Genomic DNA, 22,336 nt, shown 5'->3' with positions numbered 1-22,336 from the left:
AGTCCATGGCATCCATCACTCTCAACAGGATCGTCAAGACGTACGACGACGGCTTCACCGCGGTCAAGGGCGTCGACCTCGACATCGCCGACGGGGAGTTCGTGATCCTCGTCGGGCCGTCGGGCTGCGGAAAGTCGACGCTGCTCCGCATGATCGTCGGTCTCGAGGACATCTCCGACGGAGAGCTCAAGATCGCCGACGAGGTCGTCAACGACAAAGCGCCGAAGGACCGCAACCTCGCGATGGTCTTCCAGAACTACGCGCTGTACCCGCACCTCACGGTCTACGAGAACATCGCCTTCCCGATGCGTCTGAAGTCGAGCGACCTCGACGACAAGGAGATCGACGAGCGCGTGCGACGCGCCTCGAAGCTGCTCGAGCTCGACGAGCACCTCGAGCGCAAGCCCGCGAACCTGTCCGGCGGTCAGCGCCAACGCGTGGCGATGGGGCGCGCGATCGTGCGCAACGCCAGCGCGTTCCTCTTCGACGAGCCGCTGTCGAACCTCGACGCGAAGCTGCGCGGCCAGATGCGCACCGAGATCGCGCGGCTGCAGCGCTCGCTCGGCATCACGACCGTCTACGTCACGCACGACCAGACGGAGGCCATGACCCTCGGCGACCGGGTCGCGGTGCTGCGCCGGGGTGAGCTGCAGCAGGTCGCGAGCCCCCGCGGGCTCTACGACCAGCCGGTGAACCTCTTCGTCGCGGGCTTCATCGGGTCGCCGCCCATGAACTTCCTCAGCGGCACGGTCGACGGCGACGTGCTGCGCCTGCCCATCGCCGACGTGCCGCTCGACGACCGGCTGCGCAAAGCGGTCGAGGGCCGCGACCTCGTGATCGTCGGGGTCCGCCCCGACGCCTTCGAAGACGCGGATGCCACCGAGCGCGACCTCGCGGGAGGGATCACCGCCGAGCTCGACATCGAGATGACGGAATGGCTCGGAGAGGTGCTCTACGCCTACGTGCCCTACGAGACCGACGCCACCGTGAAGGAGAAGCTGTCGGAGCTCGACCGCGACCTCGACGGCGAGAGCCTGCGGACCGAACTCGTCGTGGCCCTGGATGCCATGAGCTCCATCCGCGCGGGAGACGCGGCGCGCCTGTGGTTCTCGCCGGACTCGCTGCACCTGTTCGACCCGGAGACGGGCGTGAACCTCACGCGCGACGAGGCGAAGGCCGAGAAGCTCGAGGAGGACGCCCGGGCCGCACGCAAGCGCGCGCTGGAGCGGGCCAAGGAACGGGCGTCGCGCGAGGAGGCCTCGGCGTCGAGCTGACCGTCCCGGTCCTCAGCCGGCGGAGCCGAGCTGCCCCAACCAGAGGTAGAAGGCGATGAACGCCGCCGCACCGCCGAGCGCGAGGACGACGCCGACGACCGCGGGCACGATCCGGTGTCGCGCGGCATGCACGGCGGCGGTCATCAGCGCGAGCCCGGCCACGATCTGCACCACCCAGTACACCGGGCTCGTCGAGGCGGCGACGACCGTGAGGCCGTACACCCCTTCGCCGATCAGCACCGCGGCGACGGGCGCGGCGGCGAACGGCTTCCACGCGGCGGCACCTCTGCGCAGGAGGGACGCCGAGAGTCCGACCACGGGCCCGGCGAAGACTCCGATGACCGTGAACGTGTCCTGGAACGGTTCGGCGTAGAAGAAACCGCGCCAGCCCGAAACGATCCGGTAGCCCTCGATCAGCAGCACGAACGACACGATGCCCAGCGCCGCGGCCACCGGCGGACGTGCGCGCGTCAGCCAGACCAGACCGAACGCGAGCATCGTCCAGCCGCCGGCCGAGTTGGCGAACGACACGAGGGCGGCGGGGAGCACGGTCTGGCCGACGCTCGTCAGTCCACCGAGGACGAGCGAGGCGGCGGCGACGGAGAGAGCGGGGACGAGCCAGTGGCGGGGGTGCACGTTCCCACGCTAGGAAGACCCGGCCGTCCGCGCGTCCGCCGGCAGAGGGCGCTGCGTCATCCTCGAGGCGGATATCGCCGCCGTAGGCTGAGGCGATGGGCGAGTGGCATCCGGACGTCCTCGGCGAGGGCTTCGAACAGCGTTCTCTCCCGCTGCGCCCCGACGACGAGGGGGAGGTCGTCGCCACCCTCGTGCGCTCACGTCCCCACCCGGGCGCGCGCCTGTTCGGGGAGTGGCGCGACGTCGACGTGCTGTACGTGCACGGGTGGTCGGACTATTTCTTCCAGACCGACCTCGCGCACTTCTTCACCGATCGCGGCGCGCGGTTTCACGCCCTCGATCTGCGCAAGTACGGTCGCAGCCTCCGGCCCGGTCAGACACCCGGCTACACCGTGTCGCTCGACGTCTACGACGCCGACATCGCCGCGGCCCTCGATGCGATGGGCACCGCCGGCGAGGGGCGTCGCCTCGTGCTGCTCGGGCACAGCACAGGTGGCCTCACCCTCACGCTGTGGGCGGCGCGACACCCGGGAGTGGCCGATCTGCTCGTGCTGAACAGCCCGTGGCTCGAGCTGCAGCTGGGCCCGCTCGGGCGTCAGGCGCTCGCGCCGATCGTGAACGTCCGCGCCAGGCTCGACCCGCTCGGCACCCATCCGGTCGTCGATCTGGGGTTCTACACCCGCGCTCAGCGGGAGATCGGGACGCTGCCCGACGCCCCCGACGGATGGCGTCCGGCGCAGGGCTTTCCCACCCACCCCGGCTGGCTCGCGGCGATCATCGCGGGGCACGCACGGGTGGCATCCGGGCTCGACGTCGGGTGCCCGGCCCTCGTGCTGCTGTCGAAGCGGTCGACCTCGGCGCTCAGCTGGAGCGACGCGATGCTCTCGAGCGACTCGGTGCTCGTCGTCGACGACATCGCGCGAGCCGCCACCCGCATCTCGGCGACCGTCACCCTGGCCCGCATCGACGGGGCGCTGCACGACGTGTTCCTGTCGGCGCCCGCGGCGCGGGATGCCGCGTACGCGGCGCTGCGGAGGGGGATGACGGGTCTAGCGTAGAACGCGATCCAAGGAGCACCATGATCCCCACCGCATCCGCGTCGACGTCCGCGACCGAGCGTTACCGTGCCGCCCGAGACGAACTCCTCGCCGCCCGCACCGACCCGGCGCGCGCCGCCGCCTTCGCGTGGCCCCGCTTCGAGGGGCCGTTCAACTGGGCGATCGACTGGTTCGACCCGATGGCGCGGGGGAACGACGCGACGGCGCTCATCGTGGTCGACGACGACGAGACGCACCACGAGCGCACCTTCGACGAGCTCGCGCGTCGCTCCGATCAGGTCGCGGCCTGGTTGTCGTCGCAGGGCGTCGCTCGCGGCGACGCCGTGCTGCTCATGCTGAACAACCAGGTGGAGCTCTGGGAGGCGATGCTCGCCATCATGAAGCTCGGCGGGGTCATCGCCCCCACCACGACCGCCCTCGGCCGCGTCGACCTGGGCGACCGCATCGCGCGCGCCGACATCCGCCACGTCGTGGTGGGAGCCGCCGACGCCGACAAGTTCGACGACCTGCCCGAGGGCCTCGGCCGCATCGTCGTGGGCGGAACCCACCCGGGCTGGGTCTCGTACGACGACGCCTTCCTCCAGGATGCCGAGCCGGCAGGGCATCCGGGAACCACCGCCGATGAGCGCCTGCTGCTGTACTTCACCTCGGGAACGACGTCGAAGCCGAAGCTCGTCGAGCACACGCACGCCTCGTACCCGGTCGGACACCTCAGCACCATGTACTGGCTCGGACTGCAGCCCGGCGACGTGCACCTGGCGATCAGCTCTCCGGGATGGGCGAAGCACGCGTGGAGCCTGTTCTTCGCGCCGTGGATCGCGGGCGCGACAGTGCTGGCCCTGAACTACACGCGCTTCTCGGCCGAGCGCCTCCTGGCCGAGCTCGAGCGCGACCGTGTCTCGACCTTCTGCGCTCCGCCGACCGTGTGGCGCATGCTCATCCAGGCCGACCTGACCGGTCGCCGTGGGGCGCTGCGCGAGGTCGTGTCGGCGGGCGAGCCGCTCAATCCCGAGGTCATCGCCTCGGTGCAGCGGGCGTGGGGCCTCGACATCCGCGACGGCTACGGGCAGACCGAGATGACGGCGGTCGTGGCGAACACGCCCGGCGCCGACCTCGTGCCGGGGTCGATGGGGCGTCCGCTCCCGGGGTGCCCGGTCGTGCTGGTCGATCCGGTGACCGGTGAGCGCACCGACGAGGGCGAGATCTGCATCGACCTGTCCGCGCGCCCGGTCAACCTCATGACGGGGTACGTGGGGGATGCCGAGCGCAACGCCGAGGCGTTCGCCGACGATCTCTTCCACACCGGCGACGTCGCCCGCCGCGACGAGACCGGCAGCATCACCTACATCGGCCGCACCGACGACGTCTTCAAGGCGTCGGATTACAAGATCAGTCCGTTCGAGCTCGAGAGCGTCCTCATCGAGCACCCCGCCGTCGTCGAGGCCGCGGTCGTCCCCGCCCCCGACGACCTGCGCCTCGCCGTCCCCAAGGCGTACATCGTGCTGGCGGGCGGGCACGAGGAGGGCGAAGAGGTGGCGCTGGACATCCTGCGTTTCGCGCGCGAGCGACTGGCTCCCTTCCAGCGCGTGCGTCGCGTGGAGTTCTTCGATCTGCCGAAGACGATCTCGGGCAAGATCCGCCGGGTCGAACTGCGTCAGCGGGAGGAGGCGGTGTTCCGCGGCGAGGTGGTCTGCGTGGAGTGGCGCGACGATTCCCTTCGCGGATGACACGGCCCGCAACCCCTCGCATCGCGCCCGCCGACATGTGAGCATCGGTACATGGACCACGAGAAGAAGCAGCCCTTCGAGAACCCCACCGTCGACGACGAGAGCGACATGCCCTCGCTGCAGGAGGAACGCAACGTGGGACGCGACACCGAGCGCGAGATCACCCAGATGATCAACGGCATCGAGGGCTGAGTCCCTCGTTGCGTCCCCGAGCGGCCTGGACGGTCGCGATCAGCGTCGTCGCGGTCGCGGCCGTCGTCGGTGTCGCCGCCGTGGTGATCTCCGCCGGACGGAACGCGCCGGAGACGGCCCCCGCGGCATCCGCGTCCCCCCGGCCGAGCGCATCTGCTACCCGGACGCCCACCCCGACGCCGACGCCCACTCCGACTCCGACTCCGACGCCGACGCCGACGGCGCGGCCGGGAACCGTGCTCGTCGAGCGGAAGGGCGACGAGAGCGTTCGCATGCTCGTGGCCGGGGATTCGCTCACCGCCGGGTTCTTCGCCACCACCAAGGACGAGGGGTTCATCCACCTGGTGGCCGCCGAGATCGGACGGGTCGACATCACGGGTGCCGCGCAGGCGCAGCAGACGCTGTCGACGGTCGCGGCCGTGACCGACGTGCCCGCCGACGTCGGGGTCGCCGTCGTCGAGCTCGGCACCAACGACGTCGGCGTGCCGACCCCTCTCGCCGACTTCGAGCAGCAGTACGCAGGCCTGCTCGATCGCATCCGGTCGACATCCCCCCGGGCCGGGCTCGTGTGCCTCGGCACCTGGACCGCCGACGGCGGGGCCTACGACGAGGTCGTCTCGCGCACGTGCGCCGCGCGCGCCGGCGTGTACGTGTCGCTCGCCGAACCGTTCGCGAACGCGGACTTCCATGGGCCCGCGGGGCGCGACACCTTCGCCGGGGCGGGCGACGAGTTCCACCCGAACGACGCCGGGCACCGGGCGATCGCCGATGCCGTCCTGGCGGCGTTGACGTACTGACGCGCGTTCGCCACGCAACGTGCGACACTCACGGAATGGATGACGTGCTCGACCCCGGTCCGTTCTTCCACGGCACGAAGGCGGCTCTCGGCGTGGGCGACCTCCTCACCCCCGGTTTCCGGTCGAACTACCGCCCCGAGATCGTGATGAACCACGTCTACTTCACGGCGCTGCTCGACGGGGCCGGCCTGGCCGCCGAGATCATCCCCGGAGACGCGCCACCCCGCGTCTACGAGGTCGAACCACTGGGAGCCTTCGAGAACGACCCGAACGTCACCGACAAGAAGTTCCCGGGCAACCCGACCCGCTCGTTCCGCACCACGTCCCCTCTGCGCATCGTCGCGGAGCGCGACGACTGGACGCGACTCACCCCCGAGGCGTTGGCTTCGTGGCGCGAGCGCCTGACGACGCTGCGCGACGAGAACGCCGAGATCGTCAACTGACGGCCGGCCCGGGCGTCGGTTCTCGTCGCGCCCGCGGCACGGTCACACCGGCTCGGTCGTGCGGATCAGGCCGCAGTTCACGCACGACCACGCGACGAGGAAGCGCTCGTCGTCGAGGATCTCGAAGCGCAACGGATCGCCGCACGTCGGGCAGGTCAGGGGGTCGAGCGGCCGGCTCATCGCGAGAAGGTCACGTGGACGACGCCGCTCTCCGCGACCTCCGAGGCGACCGTGTAGCCGGTGTCGAGACCGGGGAGGTCGTCCCACAGGCGGCCGCCGCGACCGAGGATCACGGGGCGCACCGCCACATGCAGGCGGTCGACGAGACCGGCGGCCAGGGCGGCGCGGACGGTGGAGAGTCCGCCGCCGACACGGACATCGGCGCCGTCGGCGAGATCGCGTGCTCGGGCGACGGCATCCGAGATCGCCTCCGACGAGAACTCGAAGCGCGTGCCGTTGGCGAACGAGATCGGCTCGCGCGGTCGATGCGTCAGCACGATGACGGGCACACGGAACGGCGGTTCGTCGCCCCACCATCCGCGCCAGTCGGGGTCGTCGGGGAAGGAATGGAGGCCGAACATCGCGGCCCCCATCACCTCTGCGCCGATGCCCTCGAAGTACGCGGCCGCATAGCGGTCGTCGATCCCGGTGGTACCGGCACCGGAAGCGTCGCCGAACACGCGCGCGCGGAACGTGCGCGTCGCCATGTAGTCCTCGACGAGCCGGCCCCAGTCCGCGCCCATGGGGTTCTCGGGCGTCGGATCGGCGGGCGCGGCGACGCCGTCGAGGGAGATGTTCAGATCGACGCGGACGGCCATGTCATCCTCCCCGCGGACGGGCTCAGCGGTAGTTCGTGAATCGGGACCACCTGGTTGGGCGTGATTGGAAACTGTGGGCAATGTTGCTCCCACCTGGTCTTATCTTGTTGAGCCTAGTTGAGAGTGATTGGTGCTGATAGGCGATTCCGCGGACTCTCTGCGGACTGCGGACGCTAACGTGACCCTCTGGGTCCGGGTTCTTTACGCCCCCCGGCAGGGTGTCGGCTCCCTCCCGCCCCCTTCTAGAGCACGGCGCTCGTTATCCCCACTGATAACGTCTCTCATCAGGTATTTCTATGTGCCCGGGCGCCTGCTAGCGTGCCCGCATGAACAGTGAAGTCCCAGACCCCTATAAGTGGAAACGCGGGTTCAGCCGCGAGCAGGCCGCCGACTACTGTGCGGTAAGCATCGATAAGGTGAAGCGCGCGATCCGCTGGAACGAGCTACCCGCAGTGCGACATGGGAGAGACATCATCCTGTTCCGCGAAGATCTCGACGCATGGATGGAGAGCTGGGAACCCGTCTGAGCTCCGACGATGTCGGCGGTCTGACCTAGCCTGGTGTCCTCTCGGCCGGAGAAAGGATCCGGCGCACCCGTGAGCGAATGGCACCCCATCATGGCGGCCGTCGAAGGCCCCACCGGCACCTGGCGAATGATCGACCCACAGGACCGCGAGTACGGGACTATCGATATCCGCCGCGTGATGAACGGTGAACAGGTCGCATACAGGGTCACCATGCGCGGTGAGGTCATCGGATGGGCCCACACGCTCCGTCTCGCATGCCACAAGGTGCACGTCGCCTACCTCGCGACGATGGGCAATCCCGGTCCGCCAGCCGCCGACTGGGGAGAGAAGACCGGACGTGATCGCACGCGATGACCCGCGCGCGCTAGAGGTAGTCGTACGGGTCGTCGCATTCACCGAAGACGTCTGGCGGCTGCGATTGACGAACTGATGCGTCGCCGTCGGCCGCTGCGCTGTCGAGCGCGACGGTATTGGAGGTGATCACTATCGACGTCGTCGACGCGACGAAGATACTAAGTCGCTGACCGCCATCTGTCGTGACCCTTAGAAATCCACCCCCAGCGCGTGTCGCGCCTAAGACTTGAGCCTCGATCTCTTTGACGGCTTCCAGAGGAGCGAGAGGGAAGGTGGTTTGACCGACGGTCAGTTGCACTCGCTCGATACTGTCCGACATGCGTGAACGGTACCGCGCTTGCCCGATCGCACCACCCCCGTTGTAATGGGTGAGGAGCACGTCGCACACTGCCGACACTCGACGCTGTCGGGCCACCCATTGAAACCTGCCCAGGCCCCGATCCAGTCGCTAGCAGGAGGAGCCATGGGCAAATTTACTTACGAGTCGAACACGTCGGTCACTCTCGAAGACCGCCTGCTCGCTCACCTCCAAGCCGTGATGATGGCCAAGATTAGACGGGGCGAGAGTTTCACCTTCACCTGGAAAGACGACATGAGCACGGGCGGCGGCCGCACGACCGTGTACATTCACCCGCGCGTATCGCTCGTTTTTAAGTACAGCGGGGGTCGGACCCCGAGTCTCAACCCGGCTTGGTTGCACGCGCTCACCTATACGGCCAACTCAGGACGAGGTCTTTACATCGTTCCCGAACCTCAGGGCGAGTACACCCCTGAGACGCAGGGAGAACCTATGACGTTCAAGGAAGTCCCCACCGACGCGCCCCCCTAGCTCCGTGGACTGACCGGTGTCTCATCTGCGACACCCTCGCCGGGGAGCAGAAGCGCGGCCCCTGCCTGCTTCGTTGAAGGCGGGGGCCGCGGTGGTGGACCTGCGGCTAGAGCGTCGCGGGCGTGCGGATGAAGGCGATCCGGGCAGCTTTCGCGCCGATGGCTTCGGCTCGGGATCCTTCGGCTTCTGCCGCTGCTGCCAGCCGTGACTGCTGCGCGAGACGTTCCTTCTGCAGGCTCGCTGTGATCGCGGCAAGGTGGTCGGCGATGAAGGTTGCCAGACCATCCTGAAGTTGGTCGAGGTTCGTGTTCTTGATTTCGAGACGCCTGTCCGACACGCGCAGCGTGACCTCGGGGTACCCGGCCGCGCTGAGCGCTTTGAGGCTGTCTGGCGAGTGGATCGCGGAGACTTCTTGGGGCTCTGGGCGTCGGCTGAACACAGCGTCCACCTGGTAGGTCTCGGGGGCGTTAAGAGTCCCAAGACTGGGCGGCAGTGAGCCGGGAAGAACGGAAGTCAGCCCAAGGGGGTTGGGGTAAGCGGTCGGGGTCGGAGCCCCGCGCGTTGCGTGGTTTGGGGTGGACATGGGTTTCGAACCCTTTCAGGGTCAGCGCGAAGAGTGCTGCGGGTGTACCGATTAGGAGGCTCGACGGCCCGCGCGGGTGCGAATGATGCCAAAGATGATGGTGGCGACGAAGAGGATGATGCCGATAATGGCGAGCCACAGCAGCCCCTGGAACGTGAACCCGACGATCGTCAGCACCGCCCAAGCGACCAGTAAGACGAGAAGAGTTATCCACATATTCGTGACCATACGCTCTTCTCGCCGAATAGATAGGGGGCACTATTTGCAGCGAGAAAATGGCCGCATTTCGGTTGACTGCACTTTCGCAGTGTCTCGTCAAGGCCCTCCGCAGGTGGCCTACTGACCCGCACCGGAATCGATCGGCTCTCGAACGCGAACTCGCCGCCTGCCGCCCCTCGATCGGCGGGAAACGACGAACGTCGAAGTGTCTACCAGTAGTACTGCAGCGAAAGATACGCCCCCCCATTTGGGGGACAGGGCCGATAGCGTGCGAAAGTCCCCGTCGTCAGGCACCTTTGATGCCCCTCTTACTGGCGGCGGGGACCTTCGTGCATGAATTTATTCTCCATCGCTGCGAACCGGCTCGGGACTTGACTAACAATAGGTTCGCGCCTATTCCCTCTGCTCCCGATCCACTTCCACGTCACGCCGAGCCTGCGTCTCCGCAGTCGGCAAATACTCGTGCCAATGCGCGCCCGTCGCCTCATCCCAACGATCCGCACGGTCCTTCTTCATCTTCGCCGCAGATTGCCCGCCGTCATCATCCCAATGCTCGGCCGCAACCTCGTCGTCGTTCTCTGTCTCACCCATAAGCGGACACTACGCCGCACATGCAGAGCCAGACAGGGGGGTACTGCGTCGACCAAACGGCCGCCATCGTGCTCACGATCTGGCCTCAGGGCCGTCTACGCGACGGACACCCCTCGACCTGGACAACTGGGAACCGGCCCAAGCGCTCGCGATGTCGGCGGTGCGCCCTAGCCTGCCGTTATGTCTCAGCCCATCGCGGAAGTGTCCGGCATCAACATGTCCCTCGTCGTCACTCGCACACCCGCGGCCGGCGACGACAACTTCATCGTCCAGGTGCTACTCCCGAACGGCCAGCCGACATAGTCTTTTTCAGACTGATGAACGCGCGTTAGGCCACTCGTTTAGTAGTACGCCCGCTGCTGAGTCGATCACGGTCGCCGGCTGACCGCGCGTCCAGCCATAGAAGCCACTCAGCACGGGCGCGCAGGCGGGACACCTGTGGCTCATCGCGACGGGTCGATCCTTCGCTCGGCGTCTCGGTCTTGCTCATTTTGATGCCTCCTGCTCGTTCTCTCGCTCGAGTTCCTCTATCCCCTGAAGGGTATCGCTGGCCGCCGACATTGCATCTCGCTGGTTCGAAGCAGTCGCGGACCCGAGAATCATCGACTCCGTCAGGGCTAGCGCACGAGCTATGCCGATCAGTACGGCCCGCTGCGGTTCCCCGACCGATTCAGGGTGCGCCGAGTTGGCGCTAAGCATGCCAAAGACTAAAGGCCCGGCTTTCACGGGAATGTTGATGAACGTGGCGTAAGGCTTTCTCTCCCAGTCCAAGCCCGGGACGTGCTCGGGCTCCCGAAATACCTGCGCCTCCGTGTCGCTACGCGTGAGAGCGCCCCAGATATTCAGCTCCGGGAAGTCGGTCTCGACAAACGGGCGGTCTGGACGATCGTCCCTGCCGTAGCTGACGGCATGCACCGGGTGGTCCAGGCGGCGACGTCCGGGCGCCCCTTCCAGCGTGTAGTACGTGGCGCGGGCACCAGGCCCGAGTGCGTGCGCCGCAGACCGGACAGATTCCTTGCGCACAGCAGTCATCTGATTCGCGCGACTGGCGCCCGCAAGGAAGGCGAGTTCGTGTGCCGTTTCGAGAAGTGCATTCAGGTCACTGACGCTGTTCCGAGCAGCCTCCTCGGACGCCCTCAGCAGCCTGTCAGCCCTTGACTGCACGTCCTCCTCGTTACGCGATTTCTCTCGTTTCTCGATCAGGTCCGCGATCTTGTCAATCAAAACGGTGATGGCGATCAAGGCGCCCAACCCGATCGTTATGGCGACGCGTCGTCGCCCGGACAGGTGCTCCGCTGGTATTGCCTGTACTGACACCAGCAGAACCGTGAAGACGAAGCTGGCGATACTCAGCACCCAGCTGCCCTTGAGCCACGTGATGAGGTCCCCGAGGTAGGTAACAAACCATTCCTTCGGTGACAGCCGTTTCGCGTTTTCTGCCATCCGAGCAACATACCGACGAGCAGTCCAATGGCCCAACTACTCTCGCTCGACTAAAAGCGCGTGCTGTCAAGGTTCGGGACATGTTCGATCCCAATGTGTTCTTCACCGGTCTGATCATCTTCGTCATCGGCGGTGGCCTGTTCTTCGGCCTCTTGTTCCTCGTCATCCGTAGTGCGGTCACGGAAGGGATGAAGGGGTATGCCCGCTGGCGTGAGACCAACGGGCATACAGATGAACCGTGACCGCCTAGTCGGCAGCCGCCTCATCCGACGCATCTCTCTGCGCCATGAGTCGCTTGCGCGCTTCTAGGTGGTCTCCAATGTGGATGCCCCACAGCACGGCCTGCACGTTGGCGCAGTCCTCCTCGGCGAGAAGATCCCACACCGAGGCCCACGTGCCGGCGTCCGTGGGCTTGCCCTGCAGCTTGATCCGCTCAGCGGGAAATGCTCGAGCTACGGCGGCGCAGTCGTACCCGTACGGGCGGTCGGAGTCGCGCTTAGGGGGGTTTGAGCCGCACAGATGCATCCACGTGTCGCCGCTGGTCTCGCCGAATGTGACGGGGACGATCTCGCCGCCGAGGATGACTTCGAGGTCTACCCAGTTCGCGTCTCTCGTCCGTCTTGCCTCGGCGATCAAGAACTCAAGGCCCTCGTTGACGGGGGTTGTGGCTGCGGGCGGTTCTGGTTCCGCGGGGGGCGCGTCAAGCTGCCGTTGCCGATCAATGAGCTCATGAATGCCAGTCATGAGTTGCGGCCGTTCATCGCGGCAAGGTGTTCTTCGTAATCGGCGAATCGGTAGAGGTGTTCCGTACCGATGAGCCCGTCCCGGACGGTCGTCAGGAAGAGGTCGCCGCCTATCGCGACCGGCTCGGGTGACGCCCCCGAGTCGTTCTCATCCCGCACTCGGACGGCGAGCTGAACAAAGTCCTCCCGCGTCTCGGGGTACTCGGCCTCGAATGTCTCTGGTGCGGGTCGGACGGCCGTCGCGGCCCCGGTCTCGGACGATGACTCGTAGTCCATGACCGATCGGTACGTGTAACGCACGAGCTGTGACGTGCCAGTCGGGCACCCGAAGACATAGACGGTCGAGCTGCCGATCGGCCCGTGCTCGTGCTGAACGCGAGCATGGATGGCGCGCAGAAGATCGGGCGCGATTCCATCAAGCTCGACGATGTCTCGGGGTCCGTGCACGGTCGAAAGGCACCGGTAGCGCTCATCCCCGACTGTCGAGGTTCCGGTGAGGGCAATAGCGAGATTCATCGTCGGGAGCGCCCACACCTTGTGGGCGAACATCGCGGGGTGATCGTGTATATCCGTCACGAGCGTGTCTGTGACGATCAGCGCTTCTGTGTCCGACTGGTCAAACATGAAGTAGCTCATGCGTTCTCCTTGTCGCGGTCTGTGATGAAGTGTTCGGGTTTGCTGTTCTCGGCAGTACGCGAATAGAGCAGGTCCTGCCGCAACCGCATCACACCCGCGTGTCCGCCGGCCGCGGCAACCTCCTCGGCCGTCAGGACATGCTCACCGTTCGAAAGCATGGCGGGGACCATATCGTCGCGCGGGCCACCGGGACCGAAGATCGGCCCACCTCCTGCGAACTGACCCACGTTCACAGGCCGTCCCGACTCGGTGCGCATCTGCTGCACGTACATGGGGATGCTTCGGCCCGAGTAGTCGCGGATGAAACCGTCGATCTCGGTTCGGGCTCGCTGCGTCTCCGCGATCACCTGCCATTCCGTCTCAGACGGGATGCGGAAGATCTGGTCTGCGAGAGCACTCGCCTGCTCAGCGTTCATGCCAAGCTGCTCAGCTCGATCGAGGAGAGCCTGTCGCCCGTTCTCAAGGGTCGCTCGGTAGGCGTCAGTGTTCCCGTCCAGCGCGAATTGCTTGTCAGCGGCGTCCTGCGCCTGTTTGGCGAGATCATTCAGCATGTCCGTGTTATCGCGACCAGCCTGCGAGGTCGTGTCCAGCGTGGCGACGTAACCGTCTGCACCCTCACGGGCTTTCTGAATGTATTCGTCGACCTTTGCGATGGCGTTCTGATAGTCAATGTTCGCGGAAACCGCATCCTGACCGACGCCATTAGCCTCATTGATGGTCTCGATGAGCTGCGAGAGCTCATCGTTCATCGAGGAGACCGCGCTTACCTCGTCGAGGTACTGACCCGCCGCGGTCTGAGCCTGGTTACCGGCTTTCTCCGTGGCGTCTCCCATCCCGCGGGACGCGTCAGCTTTCTGCTGGTTGACCTTGATCGCCTCTTCGATGGACTGGTTCTCCCCGAGCACCCCTTCCCGCACCAGCGTGGACGCGGCCGATACGTCCGTCAGCGAGACGCCGAGGTCATCGGCGACTCGCTGGGCGGCGTCCATTTCACCTCCACCAGCCCGGATGACGTCTTCGAGCTGGCGGAGGGCATCAACGTTGCCCGTCGCGGCGTCGGTGACTGTATCGAGCGAAAGGCCCAGCTTCTCGGCGGCGTCGTAGACGGACCCTCGTTGCATCCAGAGGAAGGACTTCTCGGTGGCGAGGTTTTCCTGTGCCAGCTTCTGACTCGCTGCCGTGATCTGGTTCGTGCCATCTTCGAGCGTTTCTGCGTAGGCACGGGCATTCGATCGGGCCTCAGCCTGCACGCGAGCTACCTCGCCGATCACGGCGAGCAGACCGCCCAGGGCGAGACCGACGCCGCCCGCGGCGAGTGACAGGCCACCCATGCTCAGGCCTGCAGCGCGGACCGTGGCCGACATCTCGAGGAACTTCGGGACCGCGAGAAGGGCGGTGCCGCTTGAGAGGGCGACGGCTGCGGTTGCTCCGCCGATGAGGAGGGTGGCTTCCTTCACCGGCTCCGGGAGGCCGTTGTACATGTCCACGAGACCGGCAAGGGCCTGCACCATTGCCCGGAGAGTGTCGTTCGCGGCGCTGCCGGTTTCGATGAGCGCGGAGTCCATCGCGCCGCTCAGTGCTTCCAGATCGCCCTTGAGGTTGTCGAGTCGGGTGCGAGCTTGTTCCGCTGCGTACCCGGAATCGTCTACCGCTTTCGTCCATTCATCGACGCCCTCTGCGCCGGCCTGGTACAGCGCTGTGGCGGCGGTAACCGTCTCACGACCGAAAATGATGCCTATCGATGCGTCACGGGAGGCGCCGTCCATGGTCCCGTATGCCTTTGCGAGCTGCCCTGCGGCGTTCTCGAGTCCCAGGAAATTGCCCCGGCTGTCGTAGAGGGTGATTCCGAGGCGTTCGATCTCGGCGCGAGCCTGGGACGACGGCGACGTAAGCGACGACAGCACGCCGCGCAGGGACGTGCCCGCCTGCTCGCCGATGATGCCCTGCTGAGCAAACAGTGCAAGCGCCCCTGTCGTCTCCTCGAGAGATACACCCATCGACGCTGCGACCGGGCCAACGAACTTGAGGCCCTGCGCCAGATCATCGACGGACCCCATTGCGTTACCCGCGCCCGCGGCAAGAACGTCCGCGACGTGTGCCGCATCCTGACCCTGCAGACCGAACTGGTTGAGCGCGGTCGATGTGATCTCCGCGGCTCGGGCGACGCTGAGCTGTCCCGCGGCGGCAAGATCCAGGGAGCCATTAAGCGCGCCCCCGAGAATGTCGGCCGTTGATACACCGGCTTTCGTTAGTTCTTCGATAGCCTGCGCGGCTTCGGTGGCGGAGAACACGGTAGACGCTCCCGCGTCGATCGCGGCGTCGCGGAGAAGCCCCATGTTCTCCCGGGTTTCGCCGGTCGCCGCCTGCACGTTGCTCATCTGAGCGTCAAACTCAGCGAATTTCGTGACCGCGACAGTCAGGCCGGCGGCAATGAGACCGCCTGCGACCATCGCCGTCTTACCAACAGCCTCAAACGCCTCCCGGGTCTGCCGCAGCTTCTCACCCTCAGTACCGACCGTGCGGGTCGCCTGAGCGGCCTCGAGCATCTTCGTCTTGTAGTCCGACACCGCAGCGGACAAGACGACCTTCACAACTCTGTCGGGCACAGTGAGCCCCTTCCGTAAATGGCAAGGGCCCCCACCTCAAAAGAAGTGAGGGCCGATGGCCTGTTCTTATGTGCAGAGCGAGGACGCAACCCGAAAAAACAAGGTCAAGTCGCTCGCAGAATGTGTGGTGCTATCCCCGGCGGTCCTAGTTGGTGCGAGGGGAGGGGGTGCCAGGGGGCGTGGGCCGACTCACTGCGATCGAACCCATGCCTCCCACGTTGCCCTGATGTCATCCCATTCCCCGTCGGTGTAGAACCGGGAGACAATGCCCCAACCTCCGGGCACGCCGTAGGTCTCGCCTCCGTCGACGTCACCGATTCCGGGGACATGAACCGGATTCCCGGTTGGGCCAGCGACCATGAGCATCGAGCCGTGAGCTCCGCTTTCCTCAGCGGTGAGGTTGCCGCGCGGATGTGGGCCGCCGTCTGCGCCAACGGATCGGACCAGGCGGACACCGGCCAGTCCCCCCACTTTGGGGTCCGGGACGCTGAGGTGCCACGTCTTCCACGTTCCCTCAACGGTCCGCACGTTGGGTGGGTCTGTCGTCGTGCTGTAGCTGGATACGTCCTCGTCCATCTGGGTTGAGAACGGAGCACCTCCGAACTCGAACCGATACAACTCGCGTGGCATTTCGATCCCTTCGTGGTCTGTGGAAAAAAAAGCCGGAGAGGGAGGTCGGCAGTACCCGGAGACCTTCGCTGAGATGGCCTCGGGGGGCCTCCCCACCTCCTCGAACGGATGTTTGAATGGGTCAGTCGACGACGAACCCTCGCTGTTGTTCGCGTCGTGGCGGTTCGCTGTTGAGCATGTCCGCGTACTCGTTCGCGTACTGACCTGTGCGGTGGACGCTAAGGGGTGTTGCCTGTGTGACCCATACGATGAGGTCTGCGGTGACAGGTACGAGTCCGCCGCGTCGTCCTGTTTCCGCGCAGGTTTGCACGATGCGTCGCGCTGTTTCGTATTCGACGGTGAGTGTGTGCGGCCCGATGGTGAGTGTGGTGTCTGCGGTCACGGCCAACCGTCTGTGTCGTCTTCGTACGTCATGCGCTCGATCTGTCGGGCTGTGGGTGCGCGGCGTTCGCTGTCACCTGTTCGCTCCTTGAGGCGTTGTGCCTGTGCGGTGAGGGTGGCTTCGTCGTCCCCGGTGAGGAGGAGAGCGTCGTCGCTGGTGAGTCCGTGGTCGGCCATGACTCTTGCGATGAGGGCGTCGTGTCGTGCTGCGGCTAGCTCGCGCTCGAGGTGGGCGATCTGTGATGCCACGTCGCCCCCTGCGTAGGCGACGCGTGCGACTTCGGCCGGTGTGGTGTCGGTCATCCCAGGAGGCCGTACGTCATCGTGCGGCCGAGTGAGTTCTCCTTGATCTCCTTGAGGTTGTGGAGGTCGCGGACGACGTCGCTCAGCTCGGGCTTCTCCGCGATGAACGCGTTGGTAACGGTGGTCCAGCCGGCGTCGATCGCGCGTCGGAAGACGGCGTGAGCAAGGGAGGTGTCGTTGTTGCGGAAGGCGCGCTTGAGCACGGGGATTGCCTCCTCCGCGTCCTTGAGGTTGTCGGCCCGGTCGTGCGCGTCGCGGAACGCAATGATGTCGTTTGCGCCGACGCCACGTCCCGCCGCTTCGATGCGTGCTTCGAGGCGGCGCATTTCGGTGTCGATCGCTGCTTCCTCCTTGGCGCGGAGGGCGCGGAGACGCTCCTTGGCCTGTGTGCGTTCGGCGTTCTTGTAGTCGGTCTTGCCGGCGTCGCTGAGCGAGGTGTCGTTGTCAATGTCGCGGGTGGCTCGACTGTAGCCGTCGTGCTCGCGCCCGGCTGCGTCGCGAATGCTGCTGATGGTCTCGTGGAGGGTGTTGAGTCCCATGAGGTATTTCTCCTAGTTCTTTCTGTGCGCGGCGATATAGGTCTCGGCTTCGCTGGTTGCGATCACCCATTCGCGGCCGTTCTTTGTGGCGGGGAGGGATTGTTGGGCGATGTGCAGTCGCACGGTGCGTTCGGAGATTCCGGCTCTTCGTGCGACTTGTCCAACCGTCGTATATCCATACTCGTCGGATGCCGTCAATTGCCGCCGTTCGCTGCCGTCAGCGGCAGGTTTGCTGAAAGCGGTGAGGGCTACGGCGTGGAGGATCCGATAAAGCGCTGTGTCGTCGCGGCGATTCGACATGAGGTTCCGAAATTGCGCACCTTGATAGAGGATCTGTGCTTCTTCGACGCTGAGGAAGATCCCGGATTTGACGAATGCGCTCATCGGTTGTTCCTCCTGAGGTCGACGTTTCGCGCGGCTATTGCTCCGGTGGGGTCTGCGTAGCCGCTGTGTGCGTAGAGCTCGAATCCCTGCCAGCTTTTCGCTTCGATCTGGTCGGCTAGGTAGGTGTCGATGATGTGGCGGGCTCGTTGGGTGCTGCCGATGCTGCGGATGAGGCGGGCCATGCGTCCGCCTCGGTATGGGATCCCTGCGTTGTAGAACGCGTGGCCGGCGTAGCTGATGAGTGCTTCTACGGTTTGAGGTTCGGTCATGGGTTGTTCCTCTGGTAGGGGTGTTGCGTCCCCTCGGCAGGATTCGAACCTGCGCGCCACCGGGTAGAAACCGGCTGCTCTGTCCACTGAGCTACGAGGGGGTGAGGGTCGGACCGGCCTCCGACTCTCGGGTCATGCTGTTTTCGCTGCTGCCGCTCTTTCGGGTTTGCCGTAGGCGATGCCGGCCCAGTAACCGGCTTCGGGTTTGGCGGTGCGTGCGTAGTCCCCACAGGGCTCGATGAGGGGACACCGTGAGCAGACGACACGCATTCGTGTGAGGTCGGCCGTGACGAGCGTTCCCCGGTCTGCGATGAACGTGTCATCCCCGTCACATGCGGGCGGTGTGTCGATACCGGCGCGGGTGAGGACGTCGAGCATGCGGGCGGCTTCGGTCAGGCGGGGGCTATTGCGGGTCATGCGTTCTCTGAATCTCCGTTCCGAAAGTTATCCACAGGGTCTAGTGAGGTGGTTGCGTTAGGCGGGCATATTTCCTTCTGTCTGTTCCTAAGTGAGTCCTGTTGTCTCCTTGGGGGAAGGGCGACCCTTCCCCTACAGGAAGGGCGAGCCTTCCTAATGCGGAAGGGGGAACCTTCCTAGACAGGAAGGGCGACCCTTCCCCTTTCCGTCTCTGGTCGAGGGTCATCCGCAGGGTCAACCGATGGATCATCGGTATGGTCAGCGGCTCGATTTGGGCGAGGCTTTGGGGAAGGGCGAGCCTTCCGCTTTCTCCACTCGTCGGTGCCCCTGCTCAACACCGGGTCGAGCCGTATCGCGTACTCGGCACGCTGGCCCCTGTGACCCGTCTTTAGCCGCTCGATAGCCCTCAGGCCAACCAGCCCTCGCGTAGCCGTCTTCACCGCCTCGAACGCGGCTAGGCGCTCAGGAAGCTCCGGTTCCCCCGGTGGGGGAGGATCTGGAATCCGTCGACCGAGCGCGTAAGCGGATGCTTCGCGACTATCGAAGTACCGGGGCGGATTATCGGCATCTAGTGCAGTGAGCGCCATATTCAGCAGCAGGCGGTACTCGTTGAGATTGAGCGGAACGTCCACGGAGTAGGCGATGAGTTGCTTTACGAGCTTCACCCCCATGCGTCACCTCGTTTCAAGCGGGGCAGGGCGCCGGAGGAACCCCTACGAACCTCCGGTGCCCTGGTCATGTGGTCAGTCATCCAGCCCGCGGAGTTTGTCGTCCACGCCGGTTCGGCGCCGAAGCTGCTCACCTACGGCGACGCCCATCTGGCGTAGGCGGAACACGTCGCTGACACGCAGTTCGGAATCGTCGGTCGAGGTGCCTTCGCAAGCTGCTAAATACTGAGCGGCCCGGATCATGTCTGAGCCAAGCTCGCCGACCTCGAGCATGCTGAGCTCTTCGACGCTGGGCATCGATACATTGCGAATGTGAGCGGGGCGGTCGAGTTCGATATCGCCCCCTTGCACCCTGGCGCCCTGGATGACCTCAACGGTCTCGAACTGGCGGACGAACCAGACCGACTCGGCCTCGCCGTCGAAGTCCAGGGCTGCGATCGTGCGGGCGGGATCTGCCCACGCCGGCCGCATCTTCGCGACCGCTTCTTCGTGGGCACTCAGCCACTCAGCAGCGGCCCGAGCTTCGGGACTAGTGGGGATCTCCGAGTTGATGCGGGTGGGCGTCACGTGTACGCTTGGGGTAACAGACATTTGGGTTCCTCTTTCTCTTGGGGAGCCTGACCCTGGTTCATCGATTGCAGCGATGGCCAGGGTTTTTTCATTCATGGATGGTCTGGCGGCTCCGGAAATTCCTGCTGTGGTCAGGCGAACGCCTCGTTGATCACTCGATCTACTTCGGCTGCCGAGATGACTGTGCGACCGCCGATCTTTCCCGCCTTCAATTGGCCGGTGTGCAGCATCCAACGCACCGACGCCGCGCTCCGCCGAAGTTCAACTGCTGCCTCATCTACGAAGTAGAAGCGCGGTCTGGTTGCGTTTGGCCGGATGGTGGTGGTCATGCGCTCCTCCAATCAATTTTGTGGATGCCCCAACAGTAATGCATCTCCACAGCTTTGTGCAACCGTCCACAATCATGTGGGACCATGGCCCTATGAGTGAGCGTGACGACGATCTGAACTTCGCCCGGAATGTGGCGATGCTTCGCGAGCGGCAGGGCATGAGCCAAAGTGAGTTAGCCCGTCGCATGGTGGAGCGAGGGTTCGACAGCTACTCACAGATGACCGTCAGTAGAACGGAAAAAGGGCAGCGCCCCGTTCGTTTAGGCGAGGCGCGAGTGCTGGCTGAAATCCTCGGCAGTCGCGTCTTCGACATGACGCGAGGGTCCGCAACGGAGCAAATCATTGGAGCCGTCGACGGTGTTGCGGATGCGCTGGCGGATCTGATGGGGTCTGTCGGCGCTGCGCTCACTGAGTACGCCTTGCAGCTGGACGAGGCCGCGGGTCTTGTGGAGAAGCACGCGCAACATGAGGAAATCGAAGTGAGAGAAGCGGCGTCTCGACTCAGCTCCCTTATGTTGCCTGCCACGGCGGTCGCGCGATGGGCTGCTGAGGTCGCTGTGACGCAAGGTTCCCTTAGGGAGGACTTCGAGATACGCGCGAGCGACATCGTAAGGATGCGCGAACTCGCAAATGAGGATGAGAGGGGGGAGTTGGGCCGTGGCGAGCGTCAAGCAGAGGTCTAATGGGTCTTGGCGGGCGCGTTTTCGAGATGCTGACGGTAGGGAACACGCTCGTCACTTTCGGCTTAGGCGAGACGCCCAGCGCTGGCTAGACGAAGTGACGGCGTCGGTCGTCACCGGCATGTATGTCGACCCGCGGGCGGGAACTGCGCTCTGGGATGACTGGGTGGCCGCATGGGTAGCGCGGCAAGCATGGGCCCGTGGCACGGTCGAGGCGGCTGAGACGGCGTTGTACAGCGTTCCGTGGCGACGCCGGCCAATCGGTCAAGTGAAGCCGTCTGACGTTCAGTCGTGGGTAAGCGGCGAGACGAAACGCGGCCTCGCGGCATCCACCATGCGAACCCGGCTCAACTACGTACAAATGGCGTTTCGCGCCGCCATGCTCGATAAGGTCATCGCCGAGAGTCCCGCGTCCACAGTCAAGCCTCCGAGGGTACGCCGCGCAGACGCGGCTATGGAGATCCTCTCGCTTGAGCAAACGGTTAGGGTGCTAGCTGAGGCGGCGGAGTTTCGCCCATTCGTAGAGGTGTGTCTCTTCGCTGGCCTTCGCCTCGGGGAAGCTGCTGGTCTACAGCTCGGGGACGTGAACTTCCTCGGCCGCTCCATTCAGGTGCGTCGCCAGGTGCAGGGATCCTCCATCGCAACGACTTCCGTCGTGACGCCGAAATACGGAAGTGAGCGAACGGTCTACGTCCCCGGCGAGCTCACCGCCTCACTCTCGGCCCACGTCGCCCGGTACTCGATTACGGATCCGGGTGAGCACCTGTTCCGCACGCCCGTTGGGCATCTGTTCCAGCGCAACAACGCGGGGGAGGAGTGGCGCGGCATCCGGAAGCGCGCCGGCCTCCCTGACTCGATGACGCTGCACACGCTGCGCCACACGTTCGCGTCCAACCTGATTGCCTCCGGTTGCGACGTCGTCACCGTGCAACGGGCCCTCGGTCACTCGCAACCGTCGATCACGCTCAACGTCTATTCGCACCTCTGGCCCTCCGCCGAGGACAAAACGCGAGCCGCAACAGCTGCGTTTATGGCCTCATCGCGCGCAGCGGGGTCAGCTCACTCAAGCGTCACTTCCTGAACATCGACGTGAACCGAGCATGAGCCTCGGGGTCCAAGGCGAGCTGAATGTACAGCTGTTCACGCTTCAGAGTCTCAAGTTGAAGTTCTTCGGAACGGTTGACGCGCGACTCAATCGCGTTAGCCGTCAAATTGGTCAGAGGCTCACCGATCGCCTTCCGGAAATTGAAGCCAAGAAGTTGCAGGATGTTCGCCGTCTCTGCTGAGAGCACGGGCTTGAAGGCGTCGAGTTGTTGCGCGAGCTGCTGACCGTTCGGGGTAGCAGTGGCCAACTGTTCCAGCAGTGGCAACAGGGTGTCGGCGATGTACCGCACATCCCCGCTTGATAGGCGCTGCGCCACTAGCTCGGACTGATACGCCTGAGCGACGCGAGTGAGCTCCTGCTTGTCCGCTACAAGCTCGCTGACGATGTCCTCGAGCGCAGCGATCGCTTCGTCCTTACGCCCCGAGGCTTTCGCTGCCCCAATGCGACTCGCGATAGCAGAGGCGGTGTTGCGAGTCGCGGTCTCTGTGAGTCGTAGGCCGAGATCGATGAGTTCCTGGGGCATGTCCATCTAAGCAACCCTTTCTGCGGACTGTCCGCGGACCATGGATAAGAAAGTCCAGGTCA

33 protein-coding genes and 1 tRNA gene are annotated in these 22,336 nt (G+C 65.2%); 12 read left to right on the top strand and 22 right to left on the bottom strand.

Translation table 11 applies throughout. From position 1 onward, the window contains the following. Positions 1-5 precede the first annotated feature (5 nt). Positions 6-1,274, top strand: coding sequence for a sn-glycerol-3-phosphate ABC transporter ATP-binding protein UgpC (gene ugpC, locus AB0N82_RS09285; RefSeq protein ID WP_363390759.1), 1,269 nt, complete (start codon positions 6-8; stop codon positions 1,272-1,274). A 12-nt stretch (positions 1,275-1,286) separates the two neighbouring features. Here the strand turns inward: ugpC and AB0N82_RS09280 are convergent, their stop codons facing one another. After that, entirely contained in the window at positions 1,287-1,910 is a 624-nt protein-coding gene (locus AB0N82_RS09280) for a DUF6518 family protein (protein WP_315995094.1), read from the bottom strand. A 95-nt stretch (positions 1,911-2,005) separates the two neighbouring features. Between AB0N82_RS09280 and AB0N82_RS09275 the strand changes: the two genes are divergently transcribed. The 3 genes from AB0N82_RS09275 to AB0N82_RS09265 are packed head-to-tail and all read left to right on the top strand — an operon-like array spanning position 2,006 to position 4,887. Further along, positions 2,006-2,968, top strand: a complete 963-nt coding sequence (locus tag AB0N82_RS09275; RefSeq protein WP_363390755.1) for an alpha/beta fold hydrolase — start codon at positions 2,006-2,008, stop codon at positions 2,966-2,968. Between the two features lie 20 nt (positions 2,969-2,988). After that, the gene (locus tag AB0N82_RS09270; RefSeq protein ID WP_363390752.1) at positions 2,989-4,695 is read left to right on the top strand and encodes an AMP-binding protein; all 1,707 of its coding nucleotides are present in this window, start codon (positions 2,989-2,991) and stop codon (positions 4,693-4,695) included. A 51-nt stretch (positions 4,696-4,746) separates the two neighbouring features. Continuing rightward, complete coding sequence (locus AB0N82_RS09265; RefSeq protein WP_315995088.1) at positions 4,747-4,887, top strand: hypothetical protein; 141 nt, start codon at positions 4,747-4,749, stop codon at positions 4,885-4,887. Here the strand turns inward: AB0N82_RS09265 and AB0N82_RS09260 are convergent. Next, positions 4,868-5,185: a hypothetical protein gene (locus AB0N82_RS09260; RefSeq protein ID WP_363390748.1), complete on the bottom strand. Its 318-nt coding sequence runs from the start codon at positions 5,183-5,185 to the stop codon at positions 4,868-4,870. The two genes, AB0N82_RS09265 and AB0N82_RS09260, sit on opposite strands and share 20 nt — an antisense overlap. Between AB0N82_RS09260 and AB0N82_RS09255 the strand changes: the two genes are divergently transcribed. Then, complete coding sequence (locus AB0N82_RS09255; protein WP_363390745.1) at positions 5,166-5,684, top strand: SGNH/GDSL hydrolase family protein; 519 nt, start codon at positions 5,166-5,168, stop codon at positions 5,682-5,684. The genes AB0N82_RS09260 and AB0N82_RS09255 overlap by 20 nt on opposite strands. 35 nt (positions 5,685-5,719) lie before the next feature. Next, the gene (arr, locus tag AB0N82_RS09250; RefSeq protein ID WP_363390742.1) at positions 5,720-6,127 is read left to right on the top strand and encodes an NAD(+)--rifampin ADP-ribosyltransferase; all 408 of its coding nucleotides are present in this window, start codon (positions 5,720-5,722) and stop codon (positions 6,125-6,127) included. Between the two features lie 42 nt (positions 6,128-6,169). On the opposite strand, the gene AB0N82_RS09245 is transcribed toward arr, so the two are convergent. Together AB0N82_RS09245 and AB0N82_RS09240 are read right to left on the bottom strand one after the other, a co-directional pair. Next, positions 6,170-6,307 carry a hypothetical protein gene (locus AB0N82_RS09245; RefSeq protein ID WP_167494239.1) on the bottom strand — a complete coding sequence of 46 codons (138 nt, stop codon included), beginning with the start codon at positions 6,305-6,307 and terminating at the stop codon, positions 6,170-6,172. After that, positions 6,304-6,945, bottom strand: coding sequence for a dihydrofolate reductase family protein (locus AB0N82_RS09240; RefSeq protein WP_363390739.1), 642 nt, complete (start codon positions 6,943-6,945; stop codon positions 6,304-6,306). The genes AB0N82_RS09245 and AB0N82_RS09240 overlap by 4 nt, the downstream gene beginning before the upstream one ends. A 326-nt stretch (positions 6,946-7,271) precedes the next feature. Here AB0N82_RS09240 and AB0N82_RS09235 point away from each other — a divergent pair, with 326 nt between their 5' ends. Together AB0N82_RS09235 and AB0N82_RS09230 are read left to right on the top strand one after the other, a co-directional pair. Continuing rightward, complete coding sequence (locus tag AB0N82_RS09235; protein WP_363390736.1) at positions 7,272-7,472, top strand: helix-turn-helix domain-containing protein; 201 nt, start codon at positions 7,272-7,274, stop codon at positions 7,470-7,472. A 69-nt stretch (positions 7,473-7,541) separates the two neighbouring features. Further along, the gene (locus AB0N82_RS09230; protein WP_363390733.1) at positions 7,542-7,826 is read left to right on the top strand and encodes a hypothetical protein; all 285 of its coding nucleotides are present in this window, start codon (positions 7,542-7,544) and stop codon (positions 7,824-7,826) included. A 10-nt stretch (positions 7,827-7,836) separates the two neighbouring features. Here the strand turns inward: AB0N82_RS09230 and AB0N82_RS09225 are convergent, their stop codons facing one another. The 4 genes from AB0N82_RS09225 to AB0N82_RS09210 all read right to left on the bottom strand — a co-directional run bounded on the left by AB0N82_RS09225 (position 7,837) and on the right by AB0N82_RS09210 (position 10,048). After that, positions 7,837-8,145 carry a hypothetical protein gene (locus AB0N82_RS09225; RefSeq protein WP_363390730.1) on the bottom strand — a complete coding sequence of 103 codons (309 nt, stop codon included), beginning with the start codon at positions 8,143-8,145 and terminating at the stop codon, positions 7,837-7,839. A gap of 616 nt (positions 8,146-8,761) precedes the next feature. Next, positions 8,762-9,103 (bottom strand): hypothetical protein, encoded by a 342-nt coding sequence (locus AB0N82_RS09220; RefSeq protein WP_363390727.1) that lies wholly within the window; start codon positions 9,101-9,103, stop codon positions 8,762-8,764. Positions 9,104-9,289: 186 nt separating this feature from the next. Continuing rightward, positions 9,290-9,466, bottom strand: a complete 177-nt coding sequence (locus AB0N82_RS09215) for a hypothetical protein (RefSeq protein ID WP_363391226.1) — start codon at positions 9,464-9,466, stop codon at positions 9,290-9,292. Positions 9,467-9,850: 384 nt separating this feature from the next. Beyond that, positions 9,851-10,048, bottom strand: a complete 198-nt coding sequence (locus tag AB0N82_RS09210) for a hypothetical protein (RefSeq protein WP_363390724.1) — start codon at positions 10,046-10,048, stop codon at positions 9,851-9,853. Between the two features lie 180 nt (positions 10,049-10,228). Here AB0N82_RS09210 and AB0N82_RS09205 point away from each other — a divergent pair, with 180 nt between their 5' ends. After that, positions 10,229-10,351, top strand: coding sequence for a hypothetical protein (locus tag AB0N82_RS09205; RefSeq protein WP_363390721.1), 123 nt, complete (start codon positions 10,229-10,231; stop codon positions 10,349-10,351). A 183-nt stretch (positions 10,352-10,534) separates the two neighbouring features. Here AB0N82_RS09205 and AB0N82_RS09200 read toward each other — a convergent pair whose 3' ends face one another. Continuing rightward, a complete protein-coding gene (locus tag AB0N82_RS09200) occupies positions 10,535-11,491 on the bottom strand; it encodes a hypothetical protein (RefSeq protein WP_363390718.1) in 957 nt (318 codons plus the stop codon). 80 nt (positions 11,492-11,571) lie between these two features. On the opposite strand from AB0N82_RS09200, the gene AB0N82_RS09195 reads away from it, so the two are divergent. Next, entirely contained in the window at positions 11,572-11,733 is a 162-nt protein-coding gene (locus AB0N82_RS09195; RefSeq protein WP_363390715.1) for a hypothetical protein, read from the top strand. Between the two features lie 4 nt (positions 11,734-11,737). Here the strand turns inward: AB0N82_RS09195 and AB0N82_RS09190 are convergent, their stop codons facing one another. The 12 genes from AB0N82_RS09190 to AB0N82_RS09135 form a co-directional block, all read right to left on the bottom strand. Beyond that, positions 11,738-12,235 carry a hypothetical protein gene (locus AB0N82_RS09190; RefSeq protein ID WP_363390712.1) on the bottom strand — a complete coding sequence of 166 codons (498 nt, stop codon included), beginning with the start codon at positions 12,233-12,235 and terminating at the stop codon, positions 11,738-11,740. Continuing rightward, entirely contained in the window at positions 12,232-12,870 is a 639-nt protein-coding gene (locus AB0N82_RS09185; protein WP_363390709.1) for a hypothetical protein, read from the bottom strand. Before AB0N82_RS09185 ends, AB0N82_RS09190 begins: the two co-directional genes overlap by 4 nt. Further along, the gene (locus AB0N82_RS09180; protein WP_363390706.1) at positions 12,867-15,476 is read right to left on the bottom strand and encodes a phage tail tape measure protein; all 2,610 of its coding nucleotides are present in this window, start codon (positions 15,474-15,476) and stop codon (positions 12,867-12,869) included. Before AB0N82_RS09180 ends, AB0N82_RS09185 begins: the two co-directional genes overlap by 4 nt. Positions 15,477-16,227: 751 nt before the next feature. Then, the gene (locus AB0N82_RS09175) at positions 16,228-16,488 is read right to left on the bottom strand and encodes a hypothetical protein (RefSeq protein ID WP_363390703.1); all 261 of its coding nucleotides are present in this window, start codon (positions 16,486-16,488) and stop codon (positions 16,228-16,230) included. Continuing rightward, positions 16,485-16,790, bottom strand: a complete 306-nt coding sequence (locus AB0N82_RS09170; RefSeq protein WP_363390700.1) for a hypothetical protein — start codon at positions 16,788-16,790, stop codon at positions 16,485-16,487. Before AB0N82_RS09170 ends, AB0N82_RS09175 begins: the two co-directional genes overlap by 4 nt. Continuing rightward, entirely contained in the window at positions 16,787-17,329 is a 543-nt protein-coding gene (locus AB0N82_RS09165; RefSeq protein WP_363390697.1) for a hypothetical protein, read from the bottom strand. Before AB0N82_RS09165 ends, AB0N82_RS09170 begins: the two co-directional genes overlap by 4 nt. A gap of 12 nt (positions 17,330-17,341) precedes the next feature. Continuing rightward, complete coding sequence (locus AB0N82_RS09160) at positions 17,342-17,713, bottom strand: helix-turn-helix domain-containing protein (RefSeq protein ID WP_363390694.1); 372 nt, start codon at positions 17,711-17,713, stop codon at positions 17,342-17,344. Beyond that, a complete protein-coding gene (locus tag AB0N82_RS09155) occupies positions 17,710-17,982 on the bottom strand; it encodes a hypothetical protein (RefSeq protein ID WP_363390691.1) in 273 nt (90 codons plus the stop codon). Before AB0N82_RS09155 ends, AB0N82_RS09160 begins: the two co-directional genes overlap by 4 nt. 28 nt (positions 17,983-18,010) lie before the next feature. Further along, positions 18,011-18,083 (bottom strand) — tRNA-Arg (locus tag AB0N82_RS09150). Positions 18,084-18,114: 31 nt separating this feature from the next. Next, a complete protein-coding gene (locus tag AB0N82_RS09145) occupies positions 18,115-18,399 on the bottom strand; it encodes a WhiB family transcriptional regulator (RefSeq protein WP_363390688.1) in 285 nt (94 codons plus the stop codon). A gap of 743 nt (positions 18,400-19,142) precedes the next feature. Further along, positions 19,143-19,733, bottom strand: coding sequence for a hypothetical protein (locus AB0N82_RS09140; protein ID WP_363390685.1), 591 nt, complete (start codon positions 19,731-19,733; stop codon positions 19,143-19,145). 35 nt (positions 19,734-19,768) lie between these two features. Beyond that, complete coding sequence (locus AB0N82_RS09135; RefSeq protein ID WP_363390682.1) at positions 19,769-19,966, bottom strand: helix-turn-helix domain-containing protein; 198 nt, start codon at positions 19,964-19,966, stop codon at positions 19,769-19,771. Between the two features lie 92 nt (positions 19,967-20,058). Here AB0N82_RS09135 and AB0N82_RS09130 point away from each other — a divergent pair, with 92 nt between their 5' ends. Continuing rightward, positions 20,059-20,649 (top strand): helix-turn-helix transcriptional regulator, encoded by a 591-nt coding sequence (locus AB0N82_RS09130; protein WP_363390679.1) that lies wholly within the window; start codon positions 20,059-20,061, stop codon positions 20,647-20,649. Beyond that, complete coding sequence (locus AB0N82_RS09125) at positions 20,597-21,727, top strand: site-specific integrase (RefSeq protein ID WP_363390676.1); 1,131 nt, start codon at positions 20,597-20,599, stop codon at positions 21,725-21,727. Before AB0N82_RS09130 ends, AB0N82_RS09125 begins: the two co-directional genes overlap by 53 nt. Here the strand turns inward: AB0N82_RS09125 and AB0N82_RS09120 are convergent. Further along, entirely contained in the window at positions 21,717-22,280 is a 564-nt protein-coding gene (locus tag AB0N82_RS09120) for a hypothetical protein (protein WP_363390673.1), read from the bottom strand. The two genes, AB0N82_RS09125 and AB0N82_RS09120, sit on opposite strands and share 11 nt — an antisense overlap. Positions 22,281-22,336 lie beyond the last annotated feature (56 nt).

It is taken from the genome of Microbacterium sp. NPDC089186, assembly GCF_040685115.1.
Classification (GTDB): Bacteria; Actinomycetota; Actinomycetes; order Actinomycetales; family Microbacteriaceae; genus Microbacterium; species Microbacterium galbum.
The sequence above is the reverse complement of the archived record's forward strand: the minus strand, read 5'-3'. Positions and strand labels throughout refer to the sequence as shown.

Excerpts from the sequence above, each read along its gene's own strand:
- ugpC (WP_363390759.1), top strand. The coding sequence starts at position 6 with ATGGCATCCATCACTCTCAACAGGATCGTCAAGACGTACGACGACGGC.
- arr (WP_363390742.1), top strand. The coding sequence starts at position 5,720 with ATGGATGACGTGCTCGACCCCGGTCCGTTCTTCCACGGCACGAAGGCG.
- AB0N82_RS09130 (WP_363390679.1), top strand. The coding sequence starts at position 20,059 with ATGAGTGAGCGTGACGACGATCTGAACTTCGCCCGGAATGTGGCGATG.
- AB0N82_RS09120 (WP_363390673.1), bottom strand. The coding sequence starts at position 22,280 with ATGGACATGCCCCAGGAACTCATCGATCTCGGCCTACGACTCACAGAG.
- AB0N82_RS09160 (WP_363390694.1), bottom strand. The coding sequence starts at position 17,713 with ATGAGCGCATTCGTCAAATCCGGGATCTTCCTCAGCGTCGAAGAAGCA.
- AB0N82_RS09275 (WP_363390755.1), top strand. The coding sequence starts at position 2,006 with ATGGGCGAGTGGCATCCGGACGTCCTCGGCGAGGGCTTCGAACAGCGT.
- AB0N82_RS09235 (WP_363390736.1), top strand. The coding sequence starts at position 7,272 with ATGAACAGTGAAGTCCCAGACCCCTATAAGTGGAAACGCGGGTTCAGC.
- AB0N82_RS09135 (WP_363390682.1), bottom strand. The coding sequence starts at position 19,966 with ATGACCACCACCATCCGGCCAAACGCAACCAGACCGCGCTTCTACTTC.
- AB0N82_RS09155 (WP_363390691.1), bottom strand. The coding sequence starts at position 17,982 with ATGACCGAACCTCAAACCGTAGAAGCACTCATCAGCTACGCCGGCCAC.
- AB0N82_RS09245 (WP_167494239.1), bottom strand. The coding sequence starts at position 6,307 with ATGAGCCGGCCGCTCGACCCCCTGACCTGCCCGACGTGCGGCGATCCG.
- AB0N82_RS09190 (WP_363390712.1), bottom strand. The coding sequence starts at position 12,235 with ATGACTGGCATTCATGAGCTCATTGATCGGCAACGGCAGCTTGACGCG.
- AB0N82_RS09200 (WP_363390718.1), bottom strand. The coding sequence starts at position 11,491 with ATGGCAGAAAACGCGAAACGGCTGTCACCGAAGGAATGGTTTGTTACC.
- AB0N82_RS09145 (WP_363390688.1), bottom strand. The coding sequence starts at position 18,399 with ATGACCCGCAATAGCCCCCGCCTGACCGAAGCCGCCCGCATGCTCGAC.
- AB0N82_RS09185 (WP_363390709.1), bottom strand. The coding sequence starts at position 12,870 with ATGAGCTACTTCATGTTTGACCAGTCGGACACAGAAGCGCTGATCGTC.
- AB0N82_RS09205 (WP_363390721.1), top strand. The coding sequence starts at position 10,229 with ATGTCTCAGCCCATCGCGGAAGTGTCCGGCATCAACATGTCCCTCGTC.
- AB0N82_RS09165 (WP_363390697.1), bottom strand. The coding sequence starts at position 17,329 with ATGGGACTCAACACCCTCCACGAGACCATCAGCAGCATTCGCGACGCA.
- AB0N82_RS09270 (WP_363390752.1), top strand. The coding sequence starts at position 2,989 with ATGATCCCCACCGCATCCGCGTCGACGTCCGCGACCGAGCGTTACCGT.
- AB0N82_RS09170 (WP_363390700.1), bottom strand. The coding sequence starts at position 16,790 with ATGACCGACACCACACCGGCCGAAGTCGCACGCGTCGCCTACGCAGGG.
- AB0N82_RS09240 (WP_363390739.1), bottom strand. The coding sequence starts at position 6,945 with ATGGCCGTCCGCGTCGATCTGAACATCTCCCTCGACGGCGTCGCCGCG.
- AB0N82_RS09125 (WP_363390676.1), top strand. The coding sequence starts at position 20,597 with ATGAGGATGAGAGGGGGGAGTTGGGCCGTGGCGAGCGTCAAGCAGAGG.
- AB0N82_RS09210 (WP_363390724.1), bottom strand. The coding sequence starts at position 10,048 with ATGGGTGAGACAGAGAACGACGACGAGGTTGCGGCCGAGCATTGGGAT.
- AB0N82_RS09265 (WP_315995088.1), top strand. The coding sequence starts at position 4,747 with ATGGACCACGAGAAGAAGCAGCCCTTCGAGAACCCCACCGTCGACGAC.
- AB0N82_RS09140 (WP_363390685.1), bottom strand. The coding sequence starts at position 19,733 with ATGAATGAAAAAACCCTGGCCATCGCTGCAATCGATGAACCAGGGTCA.
- AB0N82_RS09225 (WP_363390730.1), bottom strand. The coding sequence starts at position 8,145 with ATGTCGGACAGTATCGAGCGAGTGCAACTGACCGTCGGTCAAACCACC.
- AB0N82_RS09215 (WP_363391226.1), bottom strand. The coding sequence starts at position 9,466 with ATGGTCACGAATATGTGGATAACTCTTCTCGTCTTACTGGTCGCTTGG.
- AB0N82_RS09195 (WP_363390715.1), top strand. The coding sequence starts at position 11,572 with ATGTTCGATCCCAATGTGTTCTTCACCGGTCTGATCATCTTCGTCATC.